Origin of the sequence: Candidatus Cloacimonas sp., assembly GCA_035403355.1 — a bacterium.
GTDB lineage: Bacteria > Cloacimonadota > Cloacimonadia > Cloacimonadales > Cloacimonadaceae > Cloacimonas.
The window spans coordinates 97854-115070 of record DAONFA010000003.1 but is presented as its reverse complement, the minus strand read 5'-3'; the positions used below and the strand labels follow the sequence as shown (position 1 = coordinate 115070).

Genomic DNA, 17217 nt, shown 5'->3' with positions numbered 1-17217 from the left:
TGAGAGGATAGAAAATGAAGTATTTAGTTACAGGGGGAGCCGGGTTTATCGGTTCCAACATAGTGAAAGAGTTATTAAAACAACATCAGGAAGTTCGGGTGCTGGATAATTTTGCTACCGGCAAAAGGGAAAATATCCTGCCTTTGCTGAAAGACCCGAAGTTGACATTGATAGAAGGGGATTTAAGAAGTTTTCATATTGTCCGTTCTGCTGTTAAAGGAGTGGATTATATTCTTCATCAGGGTGCTTTACCTTCCGTTCCGCGTTCCATAAATGATCCCATCACTACTAATGATGTGAATATTTTGGGAATGCTGAACATTTTGGAGGCAGCTAAGGAATTTGAAGTAAAAAGGGTGATTTGTGCATCGTCATCTTCCATTTATGGCAATAGCCAATCTTTACCCAAAGTGGAAACAATGCCTGTTAATCCGATGTCGCCTTATGCTTTAACAAAATATACGCAGGAGCGGTATTGTCAGATTTTTTATCAATTATATGGATTGGAAACTGTCTCGCTAAGGTATTTTAATGTGTTTGGACCCAATCAGGATCCTACTTCACAATATAGTGCTGTTATACCCAAATTCATAAAATTGATGATGCAGAATAAAAGACCTGTTATTTATGGGGATGGAAGCCAATCCCGGGATTTTACTTATGTGGAAAATAATGTTTGGGCAAATATTCAGGCATGTACTGCAGAAAAAGCAGCTGGAGAAGTGATCAATATCGCCTGCGGGGAGAGTTATACTTTAGTGGATTTAGTAAAGATGTTGAATGAGATTTTGGGGAAGGAGATTGAACCGGTTTTTGAAAAAGAGAGAGCAGGAGATGTGAAACATTCATTGGCAGGGATAGAAAAGGCGAAAGAAGTGCTGGGGTATGAAGTGAAGGTGGATTTCAAAGAGGGTCTGCGTCGCACCGTAGATTTTTTTAAATAGGTAGGGGATGAACAGGATTTTAGGGATTAAGGAGATAAAAGATTTATAATATAAGTAATTGAAAGGGTGAATATGTGGAGAATGTTAAGAAACGAAGTATAAACCAAATTGATATGCTGCACAAAGAGATAACAGATAGAATTATTGCCTGTTTCTATAAAGTTTATACTAATCTTGGTTATGGATTTCTGGAAAAGGTCTATGAGAATGCTATGCTGATAGAGCTTAATAAAAATGGTCTGAAGGCAATTTCTCAATATCCTATAAAAGTTAACTATAATGGTGTATCTGTAGGAGAGTATTTTGCTGATATTATTGTTGAAGATAAAGTTATTATTGAATTGAAAGCAAGTGCTAACTTAGTTCCTGAAAATATTCTGCAATTACAAAATTATTTAAAAGCTACTAATATAGAAGTAGGATTACTTCTAAATTTTGGGAAAAAACCTGAAATCAGGCGCAAAACCTTTCACAATAATTTAAAATCTTTCTAACTCTATAATTATCTCCCATTGTGCTCTATTCAAATTTCATTTTTTATATTACGGCATGTCTATCTTTTTAATTCCTAATTAAGGAAATAATCAGATTATAATCCTTAAAATCACTTAAATCCTGTTCATCCCAGACCTATTATATAAAGTGTAATCTGCGTGAGAGAAAAATATGAAGTATAAGATAGCAAAGTATATTCTGCTTACCCTTGATTTAGTGATCATTGTATTTGCATTTTTATTTGCTGCCAAAGTGCGTCCTGGCACCAAAAGAATAATTCTAACCTATTATCGTAGTTTTATTCCTTTTGCTCTTATTTGGCTTGGCTCAGGGCTTTGGGGTAGGAAATACAGTGTTAAAACAATTAGGGGCGGAGCGGATTATGTAAAACGCATCTTCAAATGTAATTTGATAGCAATTGCGTTTCTCTTTGGTCTGATGTATCTTTTCGGGAAGTTCTATTATTCCCGCTACATAGTTTTCGGGACGATATCCATTTCCTTTGTTTTGGAGTTGTTTTTTTTCCCTGGTGTTTTTTATGCCTTTCGTTTTCAGAAGGAGAATGAGAGTTATGCTTCTACTAATTTGGTAACTCATTCCCAGGCAATGGAGAATTTACAGAGTCCGAAGTTTTTTCTGGATTCTGCCAATGCTGTTCCAATTATCAGTAACGAGCCCTATCATTTACATTGTAGTGAAAATATTGATTCCGATTCAATTCTTATTCCTCTCTGGCAGCAATATTTAGCGGAGCAACCGAAATTATTTGAGTTCCTAAATGACTATCTGGATTTGGGAAAGTTTAATAAAAACAGTGCCTTAATTCTCAATTCGGAGGACTATTTTAATATTCAAAACGAAGCGAAAAGCAGTCGCCAGATTTTTATCAATCTACATAAAATAAATGACTTACGCCGGCTGAACTACTATTTTATCCGGGTTAACGAATTACTGATTGAGGGAGGTGTCTTTGTCTGTAAAGGACAAACCATCTCAGAGAGGCATAATCTTTTTTATAAGCGTTGGACACCTTATCTTGGATCGATCCTGTATGGGATCGATTTTATTTTTAGGCGCGTTTTTCCTAAATTGCCAATTTTGCAGGGTTGGTATTTTGCCATAACGAAAGGTAAAAATAGAGCCATTGCAGAAACGGAAATGCTTGGACGCTTCTATTTTTGCGGTTTTGAGCTGATTCATAAACGCGAAATTGACGATATGATGTATTTTATCCTGAAAAAGACCAAGGCACCTCGCACTGATCCCAATCCTACTTACGGTCCTCTGATTCGTTTGAAACGCAAAGGCAAGGACGGTAAAACAATATATCTAAAGAAGTTGCGGACGATGCATCCCTATAGTGAATACCTGCAGGACTATGTGTATCAGACCAATGCTTTGCAAGAAGGGGGTAAATTTTCAAATGATTTTAGAGTTACTTCCTGGGGTAAAGTATTCCGCAAGATGTGGTTGGATGAATTACCCCAACTTATTAATTTTATTGAAGGCGATCTGTCTTTAGTGGGAGTCCGCGCTTTGAGCGATCACTATTTTTATCTCTATCCCAAAGAAATGCAGGAACTTAGGATAAAATTGAAACCGGGCTTAATTCCTCCCTTCTATGCAGATATGCCTAAAAGCTTTGAAGAAATTGTGGAATCGGAAAGAAGATATATAATGAAAAAAATGGAAAAACCGTTTAAGACGGACTGGGTGTATTTCTGGAAAAGTGTGTGGAATATTTTGGTTAGGGGAGCCCGGTCAAATTAGGATTTTAGGAAGTTGAGACAAGGATTATAGGTAATTGAAACGAGGATTTAAGGATTTCAGGATTTAGAGGATTAGCATTTTAAAAACAAGGATTTTAGGTTGAAAAGGATGTAATATGGTTAATGCTGAAAAGACAGAAACGATTATTGGAGCTTGCTTAGAGGTATATAATAATTTAGGTAATGGATTTCTGGAAGCTGTTTATGCCGAAGCACTGGAAAAAGAATTTGCGCTTTGTAATATACCTTACACGAGAGAAAAGGAATTTTCATTGCAATATAAAGGGTTTAAACTAAAAAAGACATATAAGGTGGATTTTTATTGCTATGATTCTATTATTGTGGAGCTGAAAGCAGTTGAAAATATTATTCCCGTCCACATCAGCCAACTAATCAATTATCTAAAGCTTTCTAATTCCGAGACGGGATTATTGATAAACTTCGGGAATACAAGCTTACAATACAAAAGAAGAGATCTATCGTTTATAGGGAAGAATAAAAACAACAGCTGAGTATAATTGTAGAAACAAGGATTTTATAGTTGGGATTTTAAGAAGCTGAAACAAGGATTTAAGGATTTTAGGATTTTGAGGATTAAGGTTTTAGAATGGGGTACAAGGTTTTGGGATTAAAGGATTTAGAGGATTAGGATTTTATGTATTGAAACAAGGATTTAAGGATTAAAGGATTTAGAGGATTAAGGTTTTAGAATGGGGTACAAGGTTTTGGGATTAAAGGATTTTGAGGGATGGACTTAGAATTGAATTGAAGTTATTTTGTTTTTTTGCTTTTAATGAAATATTCTTTTGTTCTATACCGATATTCTTTCTTATATTTTTTCCTCTAAATCCTAAAATCCTTAAATCCTTGTTTCATAAAACCTATCCCTATAATCCTTGTTCCATAAATCCTAACCATATAATCCTTGTTCCATAAATCCTAACCTTAAATCCTTGTTTTAGCGTTATTGGTTTCGTGGATTACTAAACCTATTGTAAAGGCAAAGATAGTAACAGTTACACCAATAGGAAAAAAATTTTGCTTGACAGAATTAGTATGGATCAGAAAATGATGCTGGTTGGCAGTATTGATAGGTATCGTAGTAAGATACACATATTAAGGAATAAAGATGAAAAAGTTAGCAGTTATCGCTTGCGGATTTTTATGGATAAATACTCTTCTTTGGGCAACAACCTGGACTTATGATTTTGGGACAACTACAGGATCTTACACTTCCACAACTAATAATTGCAATAATTTTTTACCTCAACCCGTATCAGGAGAGGATTATGTTAGGGCAGGTGTTGATGGCATCCTTAATCTGGAAAATCCTGGTCTTAATAATTTTGGCACAGGATCGGAACTTAGAATTGTAGCTCCTTCCACGGGCGATATGGCTAAAGTATCTATTTATGATTTTTCTGCAACTTTATTATTTTATACCAGATTTAATATCCTGTTTGGCGATTCTGCAGGTGGAAATACTGCTAATTCCGGAGCTTTTTATTTGATTTTGGGTAACGGTGGTTCTTTTTCTAATAATGGAACTATTAATAGAGATGAAGCTTTTACGGTATTATCATTTACTTTTAGTGATGCTGATACTTTAACCGTGGGATATTTATCGGGCAGTTCTAACTCTTATATTGTAAATAATGCATGCCTCAAAAAAGGAACAAACAATATTATAGAAATTTGGTGCAATAACTATAATTATACTGATTATAAAACTTATTATCGCAATGGCGCTGGTTCATACAATATATATAAAAATAAATTACATCTTTGGATTAACGGGAAGCAACATATTTTGTCTAAAGCTAACTTAGTCAATAATAAAAACATAGATTCGTTTATGTTTTATGGAGAAGGGAGCCAAAATAATGTGGCTAACTGCTTTATTGATAATATTGTCTATTCTAATGAGCTTTGTTCAAGTCCTTCTACTCAGGCATCATTTCTTAGCAACCAAACAGTAACTTCAAATTCTTGTGATTTAACTTGGGCTGTTGGTAACGGGAGTAAAAGAATTGTAATTCTGAGCACAAATAGCAATATTATAGCTCCCGAAGATGGATCTGATCCGGAAGCGAATCCTTATTTTTGCAGTAAAGGTCAGCAAGTTGTTTATAATGGCCCTGGAAATTCTGTAACTGTTTCCGGTTTATCATCTTCCTCAGTATATTATGCTAAGGTACTTGAAGTTAATGGTTCTGGAATTGCAACAAGTTATAACACCACAAACACATCCGAAAATTCTATCCAACTTATAACTTCAGAAGATACTTTACCGGTGGAGTTTTCCAATTTCAGGGCAGAATTGGATTATCCGAACAGGATTAAACTGATGTGGGTAACGCAATCGGAAGCAAATCTTTTAGGGTATTATATTTATAGAAACAATGAGGATGATGTTGCCACTGCGGATCTTATTTCTCCAATAATTACAGCAACAAATACTTCTTCCATGCAGCTATATGTTTTTACAGATGCAAGTGTAAATGAGGCAGGCAATTATCATTACTGGTTGCAATGTATAGATTATCAAGGGAACGAAAATTTTTTTGGTCCATCTATTTGCCGGTATGATTTTCCGGGAACAAATTCAGGTTCAGAAATACCTTTACGAGAAGGAATAAGAAGCATTTTTCCCAATCCTTTCAATCCCTGCACCACTATCAATTATGCAATGGAAAGTGCCGGTTCAATGGAATTAGCTATTTATAACATTAAGGGGCAGAAGGTGTTAGGCAAGACATTTGCACATAGTGAAAAAGGGAACTACAAATATCTCTGGGATGGTTGTGATGAAAAAGGAACTGGCTGTAGTTCAGGGATTTATGCTATCAGGATGAGGTGTAGGGGAAGAAATTATCTAAGAAAAGTAGCGATTATAAAGTAGGTCTCTCACAGATTACACAGATTTCACAGATAAAATAGGTAAGGGGTGAACAGGGATTTTAGGGATGTTTTTTTTAGAAACGAGGATTTTAGGATTTTTTTTAGAAACGAGGATTTTAGGATTATAGGATTTAGAGGATTGATTTTTATACTTGTGAAGAAAAAAAAATAAGTTCACACAGATAAAATAGGTTGGGGATGGATAGGATTTTGGAGTTGATTAGGATTAGATATATAAAATGAAATTGGAAAGAAATTTAGCTGTGTGGGGGGATTTGTAGAGATTAAGAAATGTTTTATGTCTGATTTCAAGTTTTTACCCAATTAAGAAGTAATCCCATTTCAATTAAGCATTAAATCATCACCCAGTTGTTTCTTTTTTTAGTCATAATCACTAATATCCTTAAAATCCTGTTCATCCCTTACCGATTTTATCTGTGTAATCCGTGAAATCTGTGAGAGTTATAATCCCTAATATCCTTAAAATCCTGTTCATCCCTTACCTATTTTATCTGTGTAATCCGTGAAATCTGTGAGAGTTATAATCCCTAATATCCTTAAAATCCTGTTCATCCCTTACCAATTTTATCTGTGAAATCCGTGAAATCTGTGAGAGTTATAATCCCTAAATCCTTAAAATCCTGTTCATCCCTTACCTATTTTATCTGTGTAATCCGTGAAATCTCTGAGAGTTATAATCTGCTGAGATTAGGATATTTGCAGAAGGTAGATATCATTTAAATTAAGGGGATAAGACCAGGAAGGAATAATAGCGTCAATTGCTTTTAGAGCTGTATAGGAATCGCAGTTTTTAAGGGCGGAAGATATATCTATTCCCTTTTCCTGCAGTTGGTTGGCTGTGTTTTGATTAACCCAGGCACCGGATACATTTTCCAGATTATCATTTCCATCGCCGGCAAGAGCATAAAAAGTAATATGCTTTTTGCCGGCGATTTTTTTTGCCATTAAAAGAGCAAGATGTGTGCACCTTCCACCTTTTCCTTTTCCGGTAACTTGCACAGATGCTTCTCCACCAAAGATATAGATACCTTTTTTGTTTGCAGAAAAAGCAAAATTAGTCAACGAGTTCGCTACATTTTCTGCATTTTCAGTAAAATAACGGGTCTGCACCTCAACCGGAGCAGTTAGTGCTTTAGCTAACTGATAGCGGAGAGAGAAGTTATCGCCTATAATAGAATAGGATAGTTCTTGCTTGCCATTTTTCAGTTTTGCCCGATAATGATTTTCATCTATTTTTTGGGAATTAGCAGGGAAAAAACAGCCGGAGGCAATAATATTTGGTTCCTTATTGGGGACATCGGAAAGAGCGTAACAGTATATTATTTTAGCTTTTATATGGTCAAGTGCTTTTCCGGCTTTTACTTTTGACTTTTGGGCGCGTTCATAATTTATTTCTTTAATACTTAATCCACTTTGCAGCAGGTTCTTATTAAAATGAATCAAGTCCTCTAAAGTAAAGCCGTCAACCGGCACTTCAAACAGAGAACTTCCACCACCGCTAATCAGGATTATCAGTTCATCATTTTCCGGAAGTCCTTCCAGCCAGGATAGAATTTCCCGGCTATGTTTGATCGTATTTTTATCGGGAACAGGATGACCCGCCTTTCTAACAATTAAATCGGGTATTATTTCAGATACCTTTCCATATTTTGTAAGTAGATAACCGGAATAATTTATTTTCCTTTTATTTAGTGTATCTACACAGACCTTAGCCATTGGGAAAGCGCTTTTTCCAATGGCTAAAATTTTTACCGGATGGGAAAGAGGTCTTTTGTCCAAGTCCTTTTTTAGTTCAGGCAGTTCATTGAGTTGCGTTAAAGTATCTTCCAAGGCATTGATAATAATGTCATTCATATTTTATTCCGCGTCGTTCTATTTTGTTTTATTATGCTAATTGGGCTGTCTAATTTATTCCATATCAAATGTAATAGGTTCACCTGTAAAACTTTCTAACAGTTCATTCCAGGCAAGATTCATTGCTCCACCCCAAATATCGTTGTTATGAAATTTACTCCCCGTATAATTGAGGTTTTCGTTTTCTGCATTTGTGGCGTTGGTTTTTTTGAGGGAAGTAAGCTGAAAATAGGAGAGCAGTTATAATGATTATGGTAATTTGATATTCACGCATTTTTCACCTCATTTCATTTTTAGTTAGGATAAATTATGAAGGGATGGTGTCAATTAAAATATGTATCTCTCCCCAATTATATAGATTATACATATCCTAATTGATAACAGCGGAGGGCTGAACAAGATTTTGCGGAGTTAGAAAGTGTTTTAATAATCAGGTTTGAACTTCAAAAATGCAGTTGAAAAAAAAGTGGATAACTCCGTCATTTTAGGAAGCAAAATTATTTCTTGCTTAGTAACTTGTGGTGCAGATACCGTGGTGCCTCTGGGGAATTTACCGAGCAATGCCACCGTAGCTCTACCACAGATAATTAAGCAGGAATACACCTGATTTATATCTCTCACAGATTACACTGATGACACAGATTTTTATTTTCTAATTTTTCATTTTCAATTTTCCATTTTCCATTTTCCATTTTTTATTAGCCATTCTGCAGGTATGAGTCCTCACTTACACACGAATTTGAAAAACGGATAGAGTTATTTTTGAATATTATGACTCCTGACTTAAAGTGCGGAAACCCAATTTCAGGTATAAAAGATAGCAAGGAGCTAACTTTGCTTGACAAAAAGGGAGAGATTAAATATCAAGAAACAACTGAAAAAATAGCAGGAGTAAGTTTAATGGAGAAGATTTCGGAACTATGGTCAACTGATGCTGAAAAAATGTTTTTTATCAGTTACCTGAAAACTGTATTGCCAGATAAACTCTTTTATAAATTGGATGATGTTTACTATGCTTATATACCGAAAGTCCTGAATTCAAGAAATCAAACATTACAAAGCAGAAATGCGCTAATTGGATTTTATACTGAGAAATGGTGTAGAGATTTATTTGCTCCCATAGCCCGAAAAATGAATTTGTATGCTGTAAATGGTGTTGTTTGTGAGGAATTAGGATTAACTAAAAATTCATCTGCTGATTTGGCTTTTTGCACAAATGAGAAGAAATATCAGAATGCTGAAGCTATAAAGCTAATCTTTGAGATTAAGATGAGCATTGTTTGGAATTATATATATAACGGTAAGAAGGAAATAAAAGTTTTGGGTGATTTTAGAACTCATAAAGGAAATCCTTCTCTATTGAGATCGGATTCTATGTTGAAAGCTATCGGGAAGGCAATTAATATACGCGTTTCCAGTTTTAGTGCCAATAAAATTCCTATAATTATAATTGGAAATAGTCCAATTACTTCTACATATCTTAGTAAAGTAGATTATCTTAAATCTGCCGGTGTGGTTCAAGGTTTTTGGTCTTTAAATCCTTACCCGTCAGATGCTGATGATTATATAAAGAACTCACCCCTGCTGGGATTTAAAACATATAACAATATAGCTGGTATCAGTAAAGATTGCGAAAAGCTTGTAACAAACGAGTATTATTTTATCTCTACTATGTTAAGCAAGCCCCAAATTGGCAAATGCATAAGTATAGCGGCAAAAGAAAAAACCAATACTGCTAAGGCAGAAAAATTCATTGAACTTCTTAAAGGCGAATTATGAACAAGAAAACAGGAACATCAACAAGTTCATTTGGTTCAAAAGGAAGGATAAATCACGACTCTTCCAAGTTTTATAACTCTAAACTATATGAAGAGATACAGACAAAAAATGTGATAGATAAAACAGAAAATCCTTTCCCCGAAGAATATTTGAATAAAGTTGTTTCAGGTTCTGCAGAAAATATGCAGGAAATTCCTGATAATTCTGTTCATTTAATGATTACTTCTCCTCCCTATAATGTTAGCAAGGACTATGATCAGAATTTATCTTTAGGGCAATATCTGGAATTGTTAGAAAATTCCTTCAGGGAAACATACAGGGTTTTAGTAAATGGGGGAAGAGCTTGTATTAATGTAGCTAATGTTGGCAGGAAACCATATATTCCATTATCTGATTATATCTCCCAAATGATGATAAACATCGGGTTTAATATGCGAGGAGAAATAATTTGGAATAAGGCAGCAAGTGCCAGTCCATCTACTGCCTGGGGAAGTTGGATGAGTGCTGCAAATCCTACTTTAAGGGATATTCACGAATATATTTTGGTCTTTTCCAAAGGAGATTATTATAGAACTAAGAAAGATAAACAAAGCACTATCCGCAAAGAGGATTTTATTGAATGGACAAAATCAGTATGGGTTATGAAAGCTGAATCAGCAAGAAAAATTGGACATCCGGCACCTTTTCCTGAAGAACTTCCTTACCGGTTAATACAATTATATTCTTTCCAGAATGATATAATTCTCGATCCCTTTATGGGTAGTGGAACAACTGCAATATCTTCTTTAAAATCAAACCGCTATTTTATTGGTTATGAAATTGAACCCGCTTATGTAGAGCTATGTAATAGGAGGATTAATAATTACTTAGATCAGTTAACGCTGGAATTGGAATAGAAAGTAAAAAAAGGGAGATGTTGTAAGGGCAAGCAAAAAGACAATAAGGTTTAGAAGGTTGAAATACTGTGGATGGCAATAAAAAATGGTACGATTTGGCAAGCGAAAAGTGATACACTTGAAAAAAATGGGAAAACAAACTCTTCGCCCTAAGCTCTTTGCCCTCTGCCAAAAGCCCCTTAGGGCGACACAATAATAGCGATGGAGGCGTAAGCCCCTCGTAAAGTAGGGTTTAGAAGGTTGAGAAGGTTTAGAGGGTTGAGATACAAAAATGGCTGATAAACCCTTTGCTCTCTGCCCTCTGCCAAAAGCCCCTAAGGGTAACATCGCAATGGTGACCTCCTGGTCAATTCCTTCTTGTGCTTGGACGACGAGGACGTCGTCCTTCCGAATAAAAAAAAGCCCCTAAGGGCGACACAAAAATAGCGATGGTGGCGTAAGCCCCTCGTTTAGTGCAAGCTACAATATTTTTTATCATTTTTCCTGTATCCTGAAAGCTGAAAGCTCCTAAGGGTAACATTGCAATGGTGACCTTCTGGTCAATTCCTTCTTGTGCTTGGACGACGAGGACGTCACCATTGCGATGTCGCCCTAAAGGGCTTTGAGGTATCTCAACCCTCTCAACCTTCTCAACCTTCTCAACCCTCTCAACCTTTTCAACCTTCTCAACCTTATTCTCCTTTTATGTCTTTTCAATATGAAATGTATATTACAGACGGATTGTCTCAATCGTGCCCTGGTTTAATTTTAATGCCGGCTCTCCCTGAATCATCATAATAATTCCTAATTCTTTACCGCATTTTGGGCATTTGGGTCGGGAAAATGTTTCAGCACATTGAAGTCCTACAAAGTCGTCCGTTAATCTACTAATGATGCATTTGATTAGGCGTCCTTTTCCTGCTTTGTAATAACGGAAAAGAAGATATCCGCAACGGCATTTTACATCAATTATTTTTCCACTGTGCATTTTGTTTTATTCCCGCTCTCATTTATTTGTTGTTATTAGGTGTCTTTTGCGCTCTATAAAAGATCAATTAAAATAGATGAAAAGGGCTCCTGTCTTCACTTGAAGCCGTAACGGTATATTTTTTGCTGAAAGAGCGCTGTTTTTTCCATATTTAACAAAGCAGACAGAAGATCAAATACGGAAGGGCTTTCCAGTAATTTTTCCAGAATCAGTTCGTTGCCGTTTTGTTTTAGAGAAACGATAATCTCTTTCAGGTTATAGTTTTTCACTTTGGGAGGAATGCCTTTTGTGTAAGTAAATATTTTACTATGGTTGAAGAAGATAATTTTATCTTTGATATCCTTATTTAGATCTTCAGGAAAGGAGATACCCAGCACTTCAAATTTGGGAGGAATAGTTTTTGTTTTTAAGTGCTCTACATTAGTTACGGTAAAATCGGGAATTTTGGTTTTATTAAATTCCTGTAAAATCAATTCTACGGGATAGGGTTGATAGAAAGAAAGGTCAAAATATTCTGCCAAGCCCTCAATTCCCACTGCCAAAGGTGGACATAAAGAAACCTTCGGATGAGGATTAAACCCCTGTGTAAAAACAGTTTGCAGGTCTAATAAAGATATTCTGCGAAAAAGCATTCGCATCCAATCCAGATGAGCAATAAAGCGTAAAAGTCCCGTTTTTTGATAATAAACCCGATATCTGAATTGTTCTTCCCGGGGAGCAGGGTTTTTCTTTTCCTGCCGTAACTGATCGGTTTTTAAGGAAATACCGACTGCGGTTGTAGTTTTAACTTCTTTATTGCAGATGCCGCAGGAAGAACATATTTCTCTGCAATCGGGTGTTTGAATTCCTGTTAACGCTTTCTTTTGTTCTGCAAGCAGAAAGCTTTTATCTATGCCCAGGGAGATAAAATCCCAGGGTAAATTATCTTCCGGATTACGAGAGCCCAAATAACTATCTAATGTGATGTTACATTCTGTTATTGCCTCCTGCCAGCAGGAAAAATTGAAGCATTCTTTCCAGCCGTCAAAACGAGCCCCCTTTTTCCATGCAATTTCAATAACTTCGGCAATTTTTATGTCCCCCCTGCTAATTAGTGCTTCCAAAAGGGAATTTTCAATAGTATGATAGTGGATTTTGATATTTCTGGCTTTGGCAAAAGCGTTTTTAATCCGCAACGCGTTTTTCAGCAAAGTTGCCGAGTCCTGCATTGCACACCATTGAAAAGGAGTAAAAGGTTTGGGAACAAAAGGAGATAGAGTTACATTTATTTGCAGTTTTCTATTTCCAGCTTTGTGAATTTTATGGATAAGAGCAATAATTGCTTCAATATCTGCATCTGTTTCTGTGGGCAATCCTAACATAAAATAGAGCTTAATCTTTTGCCAGCCAAGCTGTAAGGCAGTTTCAATTCCGGTAAGGATTTGTTCTTCGCTCAATTTTTTATTTATCACTTGGCGTAAACGCTGTGAGCCGGCTTCCGGAGCTATAGTTAAGCCCTCTCTGCCTAAAATTTTAAGCGAGTGCACAAGTTCCCTGTCCAAAGTGTCCACTCTTAAAGAGGGAAGAGCAATATGGGTTTTTTGGGTATCTATCCTTTCCAGCAGTTCTTGCAGAAGTTCTGGAATGCAGGAATAATCGCTACTGGAAAGAGATAGCAAGCCAACTTCGTCCCAACCGCTTTCTTTAATTTCTTTCAAGATATTTGTAATAATGTCTTTCGGTTCGCGTTCACGCACTGGTCGATAAAAATAACCGGCAAAACAAAATCGGCAGCCCCTGGTGCAACCTCTCATAATTTCAGATACATAGCGATTATGAGTTGCCAGCTGCCAGGAAAGTATTTGGGGACTATGTTGTACTTCTGATGTGTGAAAAGCAGTATATTTACGACTTTTTATCAAGTCAGCGCCATTACGTAAAGAAGGAACATAGCAGGAATCAAGCTGGGCAATTTGTTTGAGGCGTTCAGAACGGTTCTTTTCGTTTTTCAGAATTTGGGCAATTTGCAGAATACCTTCTTCCGCTTCCCCAATAAAAAACACATCTATAAAAGGGGCTAAAGGTAAAGGATTTACGGCACAGGGTCCACCTGCTAAAATTATCGGGTCTGTTTCGTTCCGTTTTAAGCTATGTATATCAATTCCGCAAAGGTCTATAATTTCCAGCACATTAGTGTAATTAAGTTCACTTTGCAGGGTTATCCCTAAAATGTCAAAGTCCTTAATTTCCTTTCTGCTTTCCCAACAGAAGAGATTTAATTTCTCTTCCCGCATAAGTTCTATTAAATCAATCCAGGGTAGATAAACCCTGTCTGCCATAGCGTAATCCAATTGATTGATAATGGAATAGAGTATTTTTATGCCTAAATGGGAAATCCCCAATTCATAAGTATCAGGGAATGCAAAAGCAAAATGGACCGGATAAGCAGAAAAATCCTTTCGGCAGGCATTTATTTCGTGGTCTATATAGCGGGATGGTTTTTCCACGAAAGGCAGAAGGTGTTCAATATTCACTATCATAAGCAGCGCAAGGATATTTTAACGCTATGTTCTGAACCCCAATTGATTAGGGATTGGCAAGCAGGATTTTCACCGAAAGGAAAAGAACCGGCTAAAATATCTTCTTTTCTTATTCCTTCCAGGGTTTTGCTATAATGACATTGCTGAATGATGAATCTATCTCCCTGCTTTAATAAATTCTGCATAGAAGCTAAATCGTCCGTACTTAAAAGCAAATCAAAAAAGGTAGTGCGAAATTCATAATCAACACCCGATTGGCGAATAAGATCCATACTTTTTTCTATTATCCCTGGTTCTAACTCCGCTCTGGTAATAACTTTATATAGCTTTATGGGGGCTTTAATATCCATTGCAAAATAGTCCACCAGGTTCTGATTAACAATTTCCTGTAAAACCTCAGGACAGGAGCCGTTAGTATCCAATTTAACTTTGTAATGCATTGCCTTTAGCAACTTTAGAAAAGGAACAAGGTCTTCCTGTAAAGTTGGTTCACCTCCGCTAATTACTACTGCGGAAAGTTTCTTATGCCTTTTATAGAGAAAACGCAGAACCATTTCTGTATCTAATAAGGGACTATATCTTTGCGGATCAACAAGTTCAGGATTGTGGCAATAGGGACAGCGAAAATTGCAGCCCTGCGTGAAAATAATGGCAGCTAATTTGCCCGGATAATCCAACAGAGAGAATTTTTGTAATCCACCGATGTTCATTATTAAGTCCTATACAATGTGACTTTTAGCTATTGAGGAACTTTCTTTTTTCTGCTGCTTGTGCAGGTCAAAATTTGTCCTCAGTTTAAATTCTGCTTTTTTGCCTTCGTTCCATTGAGAAACAGGACGCAAATAGCCAACAATTCTGGAAAAGACCTCTGTCTTTGTTTGGCAGACAGGACAAATTGGCTGTTCGCCATCCAAATAGCCATGGATTGGACAAATACTGAAGGTGGGTGAAAAAGTGAAATATGGTAAACGGTAACCTTCACAGACGGTTTTTATCAGTGCTTTGATACTTTGTCCATATTCAACTCTTTCTCCGCCAAAGATATGTAAAACCGTTCCGCCGGTATATTTGGTTTGGAGCTCATCCTGCAAATCCAAAACCTCAAAAATATCATCCGAAAAGTTTACCGGCAGCTGACTGCTGTTAGTATAAAAAGGGGAATCGTCATCACAATTGGCACAGATAATACCGGGGAATTGTTTTTTATCTAAAAGAGCCAAACGATAGCTTGTTCCTTCAGCAGGAGTTGCTTCCAGATTATAGTTATTCTGTGTTTCTGCTTGAAATTCCAGCAACCGTTTACGCAGGTAATCCATAATTTTTAGGGCAAATGCTTGTGCTTTTTTTGTTCCTAAGTTTTCATTCATAAAGTTTTGCATTGCTTCATTCATTCCAATAATGCCGATGGTGGAAAAATGGTTTTTCCAGTATTGCTGAAAGCGTTCAAATATGCTTTTTAAATAGAACTTGGTATAGGGATAAAGTCCGCCTTCCGTAAAATTTTCCAGAACCTTGCGTTTTATTTCCAGGGATTTTTTAGCCAGCAGCAAACGCTCCTCCAAGAGAGAGAAAAATTCCTCTTCCGTTTTTGCCAGATACCCAATGCGAGGTAAATTAATAGTTACTACTCCAATGGAACCGGTTAAAGGATTAGCTCCGAAAAGCCCTCCCCCTCTGGTTTCCAGTTTACGGGTATCCAAACGTAAACGACAACACATACTGCGCGCATCTTTGGGGTCCATATCAGAATTTACAAAATTGGAAAAATAAGGAATGCCATATTTGGCAGTTGCTTCCCATAAATAATTCAGATTGGGGTTATCCCATTCAAAATCCTTGGTGATATTATAGGTCGGAATGGGAAAAGTGAAAACGCGTCCTTTAGCATCGCCTTCAATCATTACTTCCAGAAATGCTTTGTTCAAAATGTCCATTTCTGCCTGAAAATCTCCGTAGGTCTTATTTTTTGGTTTGCCCCCAATGATAGCTGCCTGATCTTTGTAGAGCTGATGGGGCTTTAAATCTAAAGTGATATTGGTGAAAGGGGTTTGAAAACCGACCCGCGTTGGAACATTGATGTTGAAAACAAATTCCTGCAGCGCCTGTTTTACTTCTGTGTAGTTAAGCCCGTCGTAATATATAAAAGGAGCTAAAAGAGTGTCAAAACTGGAAAATGCCTGTGCCCCTGCAGCTTCACCCTGCAAAGTATAAAAGAAATTAACAATCTGCCCCAAAGCACTTCTAAAATGCTTAGCAGGAGTGCTTTCCACTTTGCCTTCCGCTCCGCAAAAACCGGTTAAAAGCAAATCCATCAAATCCCAACCTACACAATAAACAGAAAGCTGACCCAAATCGTGAATATGCAAATCTCCGCTTAAATGTGCTTCCCGAATTTCCGGAGGATAAATTTTATTCAGCCAATAGGTCTTACTTACTTCCGAAGCTATGTAGTTATTCAATCCCTGCAGCGAGTATGCCATATTGGAATTTTCATTCACCTGCCAATCCAGTTTTTCCAAATATTGATCTATCAAATCCACACTGGCTTTGGAAACAAGTTCTCTTATCCGTGAATGCTGATCACGATAAATAATATAGGATTTGGCGGTCTTTTTATAAGGTGAGGCAAGCAAAACCTCCTCTACAATATCCTGAATCTTCTCCACTTCGGGAATTTCATCCGGAATAACCTGCTGTGCTAAATTAAGTACTCGCAAAGTTAAAACCGCAGCAATATCTTTTCCGAATTCACCTGTGGCAAGTCCAGCACTTTCAATTGCTTTGGCTATTTTTTGTTGATCGAAAACAACGATTGAACCGTTTCTTTTGCGGATAGACGAAAACATCTCAAAACCTCTATATTCTTAAGTCAATATCTTATTTATAACTAAAGAGTTATAGCACTGAAATACATTTTTGGAAAAGTGGGTTTCAGCAACTGAAGTTTATGAAAATAGGGAGTTACTATTTTGTCAAGCGGAATTGTGAATTCCTCTCACAGATTTTACAGATTTATTTTCACGCAGATTACGCAGATTACGCAGATTTAAATAGGTATGGGATGAACAGGAT

Annotated in this window: 13 protein-coding genes; 8 read left to right on the top strand and 5 right to left on the bottom strand. The window is 36.6% G+C overall.

Annotated elements, in window-relative coordinates; translation table 11 throughout:
- Nucleotides 1-14: 14 nt before the first annotated feature.
- From PLE33_01805 to PLE33_01780, 6 genes are all read left to right on the top strand, one after another.
- Nucleotides 15-944, top strand: coding sequence for an SDR family oxidoreductase (locus PLE33_01805; protein ID HPS59983.1), 930 nt, complete (start codon nucleotides 15-17; stop codon nucleotides 942-944).
- Between the two features lie 113 nt (nucleotides 945-1057).
- Nucleotides 1058-1438, top strand: a complete 381-nt coding sequence (locus tag PLE33_01800; GenBank protein ID HPS59982.1) for a GxxExxY protein — start codon at nucleotides 1058-1060, stop codon at nucleotides 1436-1438.
- Between the two features lie 172 nt (nucleotides 1439-1610).
- Entirely contained in the window at nucleotides 1611-3209 is a 1599-nt protein-coding gene (locus tag PLE33_01795; protein ID HPS59981.1) for a sugar transferase, read from the top strand.
- 115 nt (nucleotides 3210-3324) lie between these two features.
- Nucleotides 3325-3720 (top strand): GxxExxY protein, encoded by a 396-nt coding sequence (locus PLE33_01790; protein ID HPS59980.1) that lies wholly within the window; start codon nucleotides 3325-3327, stop codon nucleotides 3718-3720.
- 526 nt (nucleotides 3721-4246) lie between these two features.
- Nucleotides 4247-4414, top strand: a complete 168-nt coding sequence (locus tag PLE33_01785) for a hypothetical protein (GenBank protein ID HPS59979.1) — start codon at nucleotides 4247-4249, stop codon at nucleotides 4412-4414.
- Nucleotides 4338-6110, top strand: a complete 1773-nt coding sequence (locus tag PLE33_01780) for a FlgD immunoglobulin-like domain containing protein (protein HPS59978.1) — start codon at nucleotides 4338-4340, stop codon at nucleotides 6108-6110. Before PLE33_01785 ends, PLE33_01780 begins: the two co-directional genes overlap by 77 nt.
- Nucleotides 6111-6817: 707 nt before the next feature.
- On the opposite strand, the gene PLE33_01775 is transcribed toward PLE33_01780, so the two are convergent.
- The gene (locus tag PLE33_01775; protein ID HPS59977.1) at nucleotides 6818-7984 is read right to left on the bottom strand and encodes a DUF4147 domain-containing protein; all 1167 of its coding nucleotides are present in this window, start codon (nucleotides 7982-7984) and stop codon (nucleotides 6818-6820) included.
- A 771-nt stretch (nucleotides 7985-8755) separates the two neighbouring features.
- Here PLE33_01775 and PLE33_01770 point away from each other — a divergent pair.
- Both PLE33_01770 and PLE33_01765 read left to right on the top strand, forming a co-directional pair.
- Nucleotides 8756-9763: a hypothetical protein gene (locus PLE33_01770; GenBank protein HPS59976.1), complete on the top strand. Its 1008-nt coding sequence runs from the start codon at nucleotides 8756-8758 to the stop codon at nucleotides 9761-9763.
- Entirely contained in the window at nucleotides 9760-10659 is a 900-nt protein-coding gene (locus PLE33_01765; GenBank protein HPS59975.1) for a site-specific DNA-methyltransferase, read from the top strand. The genes PLE33_01770 and PLE33_01765 overlap by 4 nt, the downstream gene beginning before the upstream one ends.
- 709 nt (nucleotides 10660-11368) lie before the next feature.
- Here the strand turns inward: PLE33_01765 and PLE33_01760 are convergent.
- The 4 genes from PLE33_01760 to PLE33_01745 form a co-directional block, all read right to left on the bottom strand.
- Nucleotides 11369-11626, bottom strand: a complete 258-nt coding sequence (locus tag PLE33_01760) for a hypothetical protein (GenBank protein ID HPS59974.1) — start codon at nucleotides 11624-11626, stop codon at nucleotides 11369-11371.
- Nucleotides 11627-11721: 95 nt separating this feature from the next.
- Nucleotides 11722-14145, bottom strand: a complete 2424-nt coding sequence (locus PLE33_01755; protein ID HPS59973.1) for a TIGR03960 family B12-binding radical SAM protein — start codon at nucleotides 14143-14145, stop codon at nucleotides 11722-11724.
- Nucleotides 14142-14855, bottom strand: a complete 714-nt coding sequence (locus tag PLE33_01750) for an anaerobic ribonucleoside-triphosphate reductase activating protein (GenBank protein HPS59972.1) — start codon at nucleotides 14853-14855, stop codon at nucleotides 14142-14144. The genes PLE33_01755 and PLE33_01750 overlap by 4 nt, the downstream gene beginning before the upstream one ends.
- Nucleotides 14856-14864: 9 nt before the next feature.
- A complete protein-coding gene (locus tag PLE33_01745; protein ID HPS59971.1) occupies nucleotides 14865-16991 on the bottom strand; it encodes a ribonucleoside triphosphate reductase in 2127 nt (708 codons plus the stop codon).
- Nucleotides 16992-17217: the final 226 nt, after the last annotated feature.

Bases quoted from the DNA above. Each gene is read 5' to 3' on its own strand.
- PLE33_01805 (HPS59983.1), top strand. From the start codon at position 15: ATGAAGTATTTAGTTACAGGGGGAGCCGGGTTTATCGGTTCCAACATA.
- PLE33_01800 (HPS59982.1), top strand. From the start codon at position 1,058: ATGCTGCACAAAGAGATAACAGATAGAATTATTGCCTGTTTCTATAAA.
- PLE33_01795 (HPS59981.1), top strand. From the start codon at position 1,611: ATGAAGTATAAGATAGCAAAGTATATTCTGCTTACCCTTGATTTAGTG.
- PLE33_01790 (HPS59980.1), top strand. From the start codon at position 3,325: ATGGTTAATGCTGAAAAGACAGAAACGATTATTGGAGCTTGCTTAGAG.
- PLE33_01780 (HPS59978.1), top strand. From the start codon at position 4,338: ATGAAAAAGTTAGCAGTTATCGCTTGCGGATTTTTATGGATAAATACT.
- PLE33_01775 (HPS59977.1), bottom strand. From the start codon at position 7,984: ATGAATGACATTATTATCAATGCCTTGGAAGATACTTTAACGCAACTC.
- PLE33_01770 (HPS59976.1), top strand. From the start codon at position 8,756: ATGACTCCTGACTTAAAGTGCGGAAACCCAATTTCAGGTATAAAAGAT.
- PLE33_01765 (HPS59975.1), top strand. From the start codon at position 9,760: ATGAACAAGAAAACAGGAACATCAACAAGTTCATTTGGTTCAAAAGGA.
- PLE33_01760 (HPS59974.1), bottom strand. From the start codon at position 11,626: ATGCACAGTGGAAAAATAATTGATGTAAAATGCCGTTGCGGATATCTT.
- PLE33_01755 (HPS59973.1), bottom strand. From the start codon at position 14,145: ATGATAGTGAATATTGAACACCTTCTGCCTTTCGTGGAAAAACCATCC.
- PLE33_01750 (HPS59972.1), bottom strand. From the start codon at position 14,855: ATGAACATCGGTGGATTACAAAAATTCTCTCTGTTGGATTATCCGGGC.
- PLE33_01745 (HPS59971.1), bottom strand. From the start codon at position 16,991: ATGTTTTCGTCTATCCGCAAAAGAAACGGTTCAATCGTTGTTTTCGAT.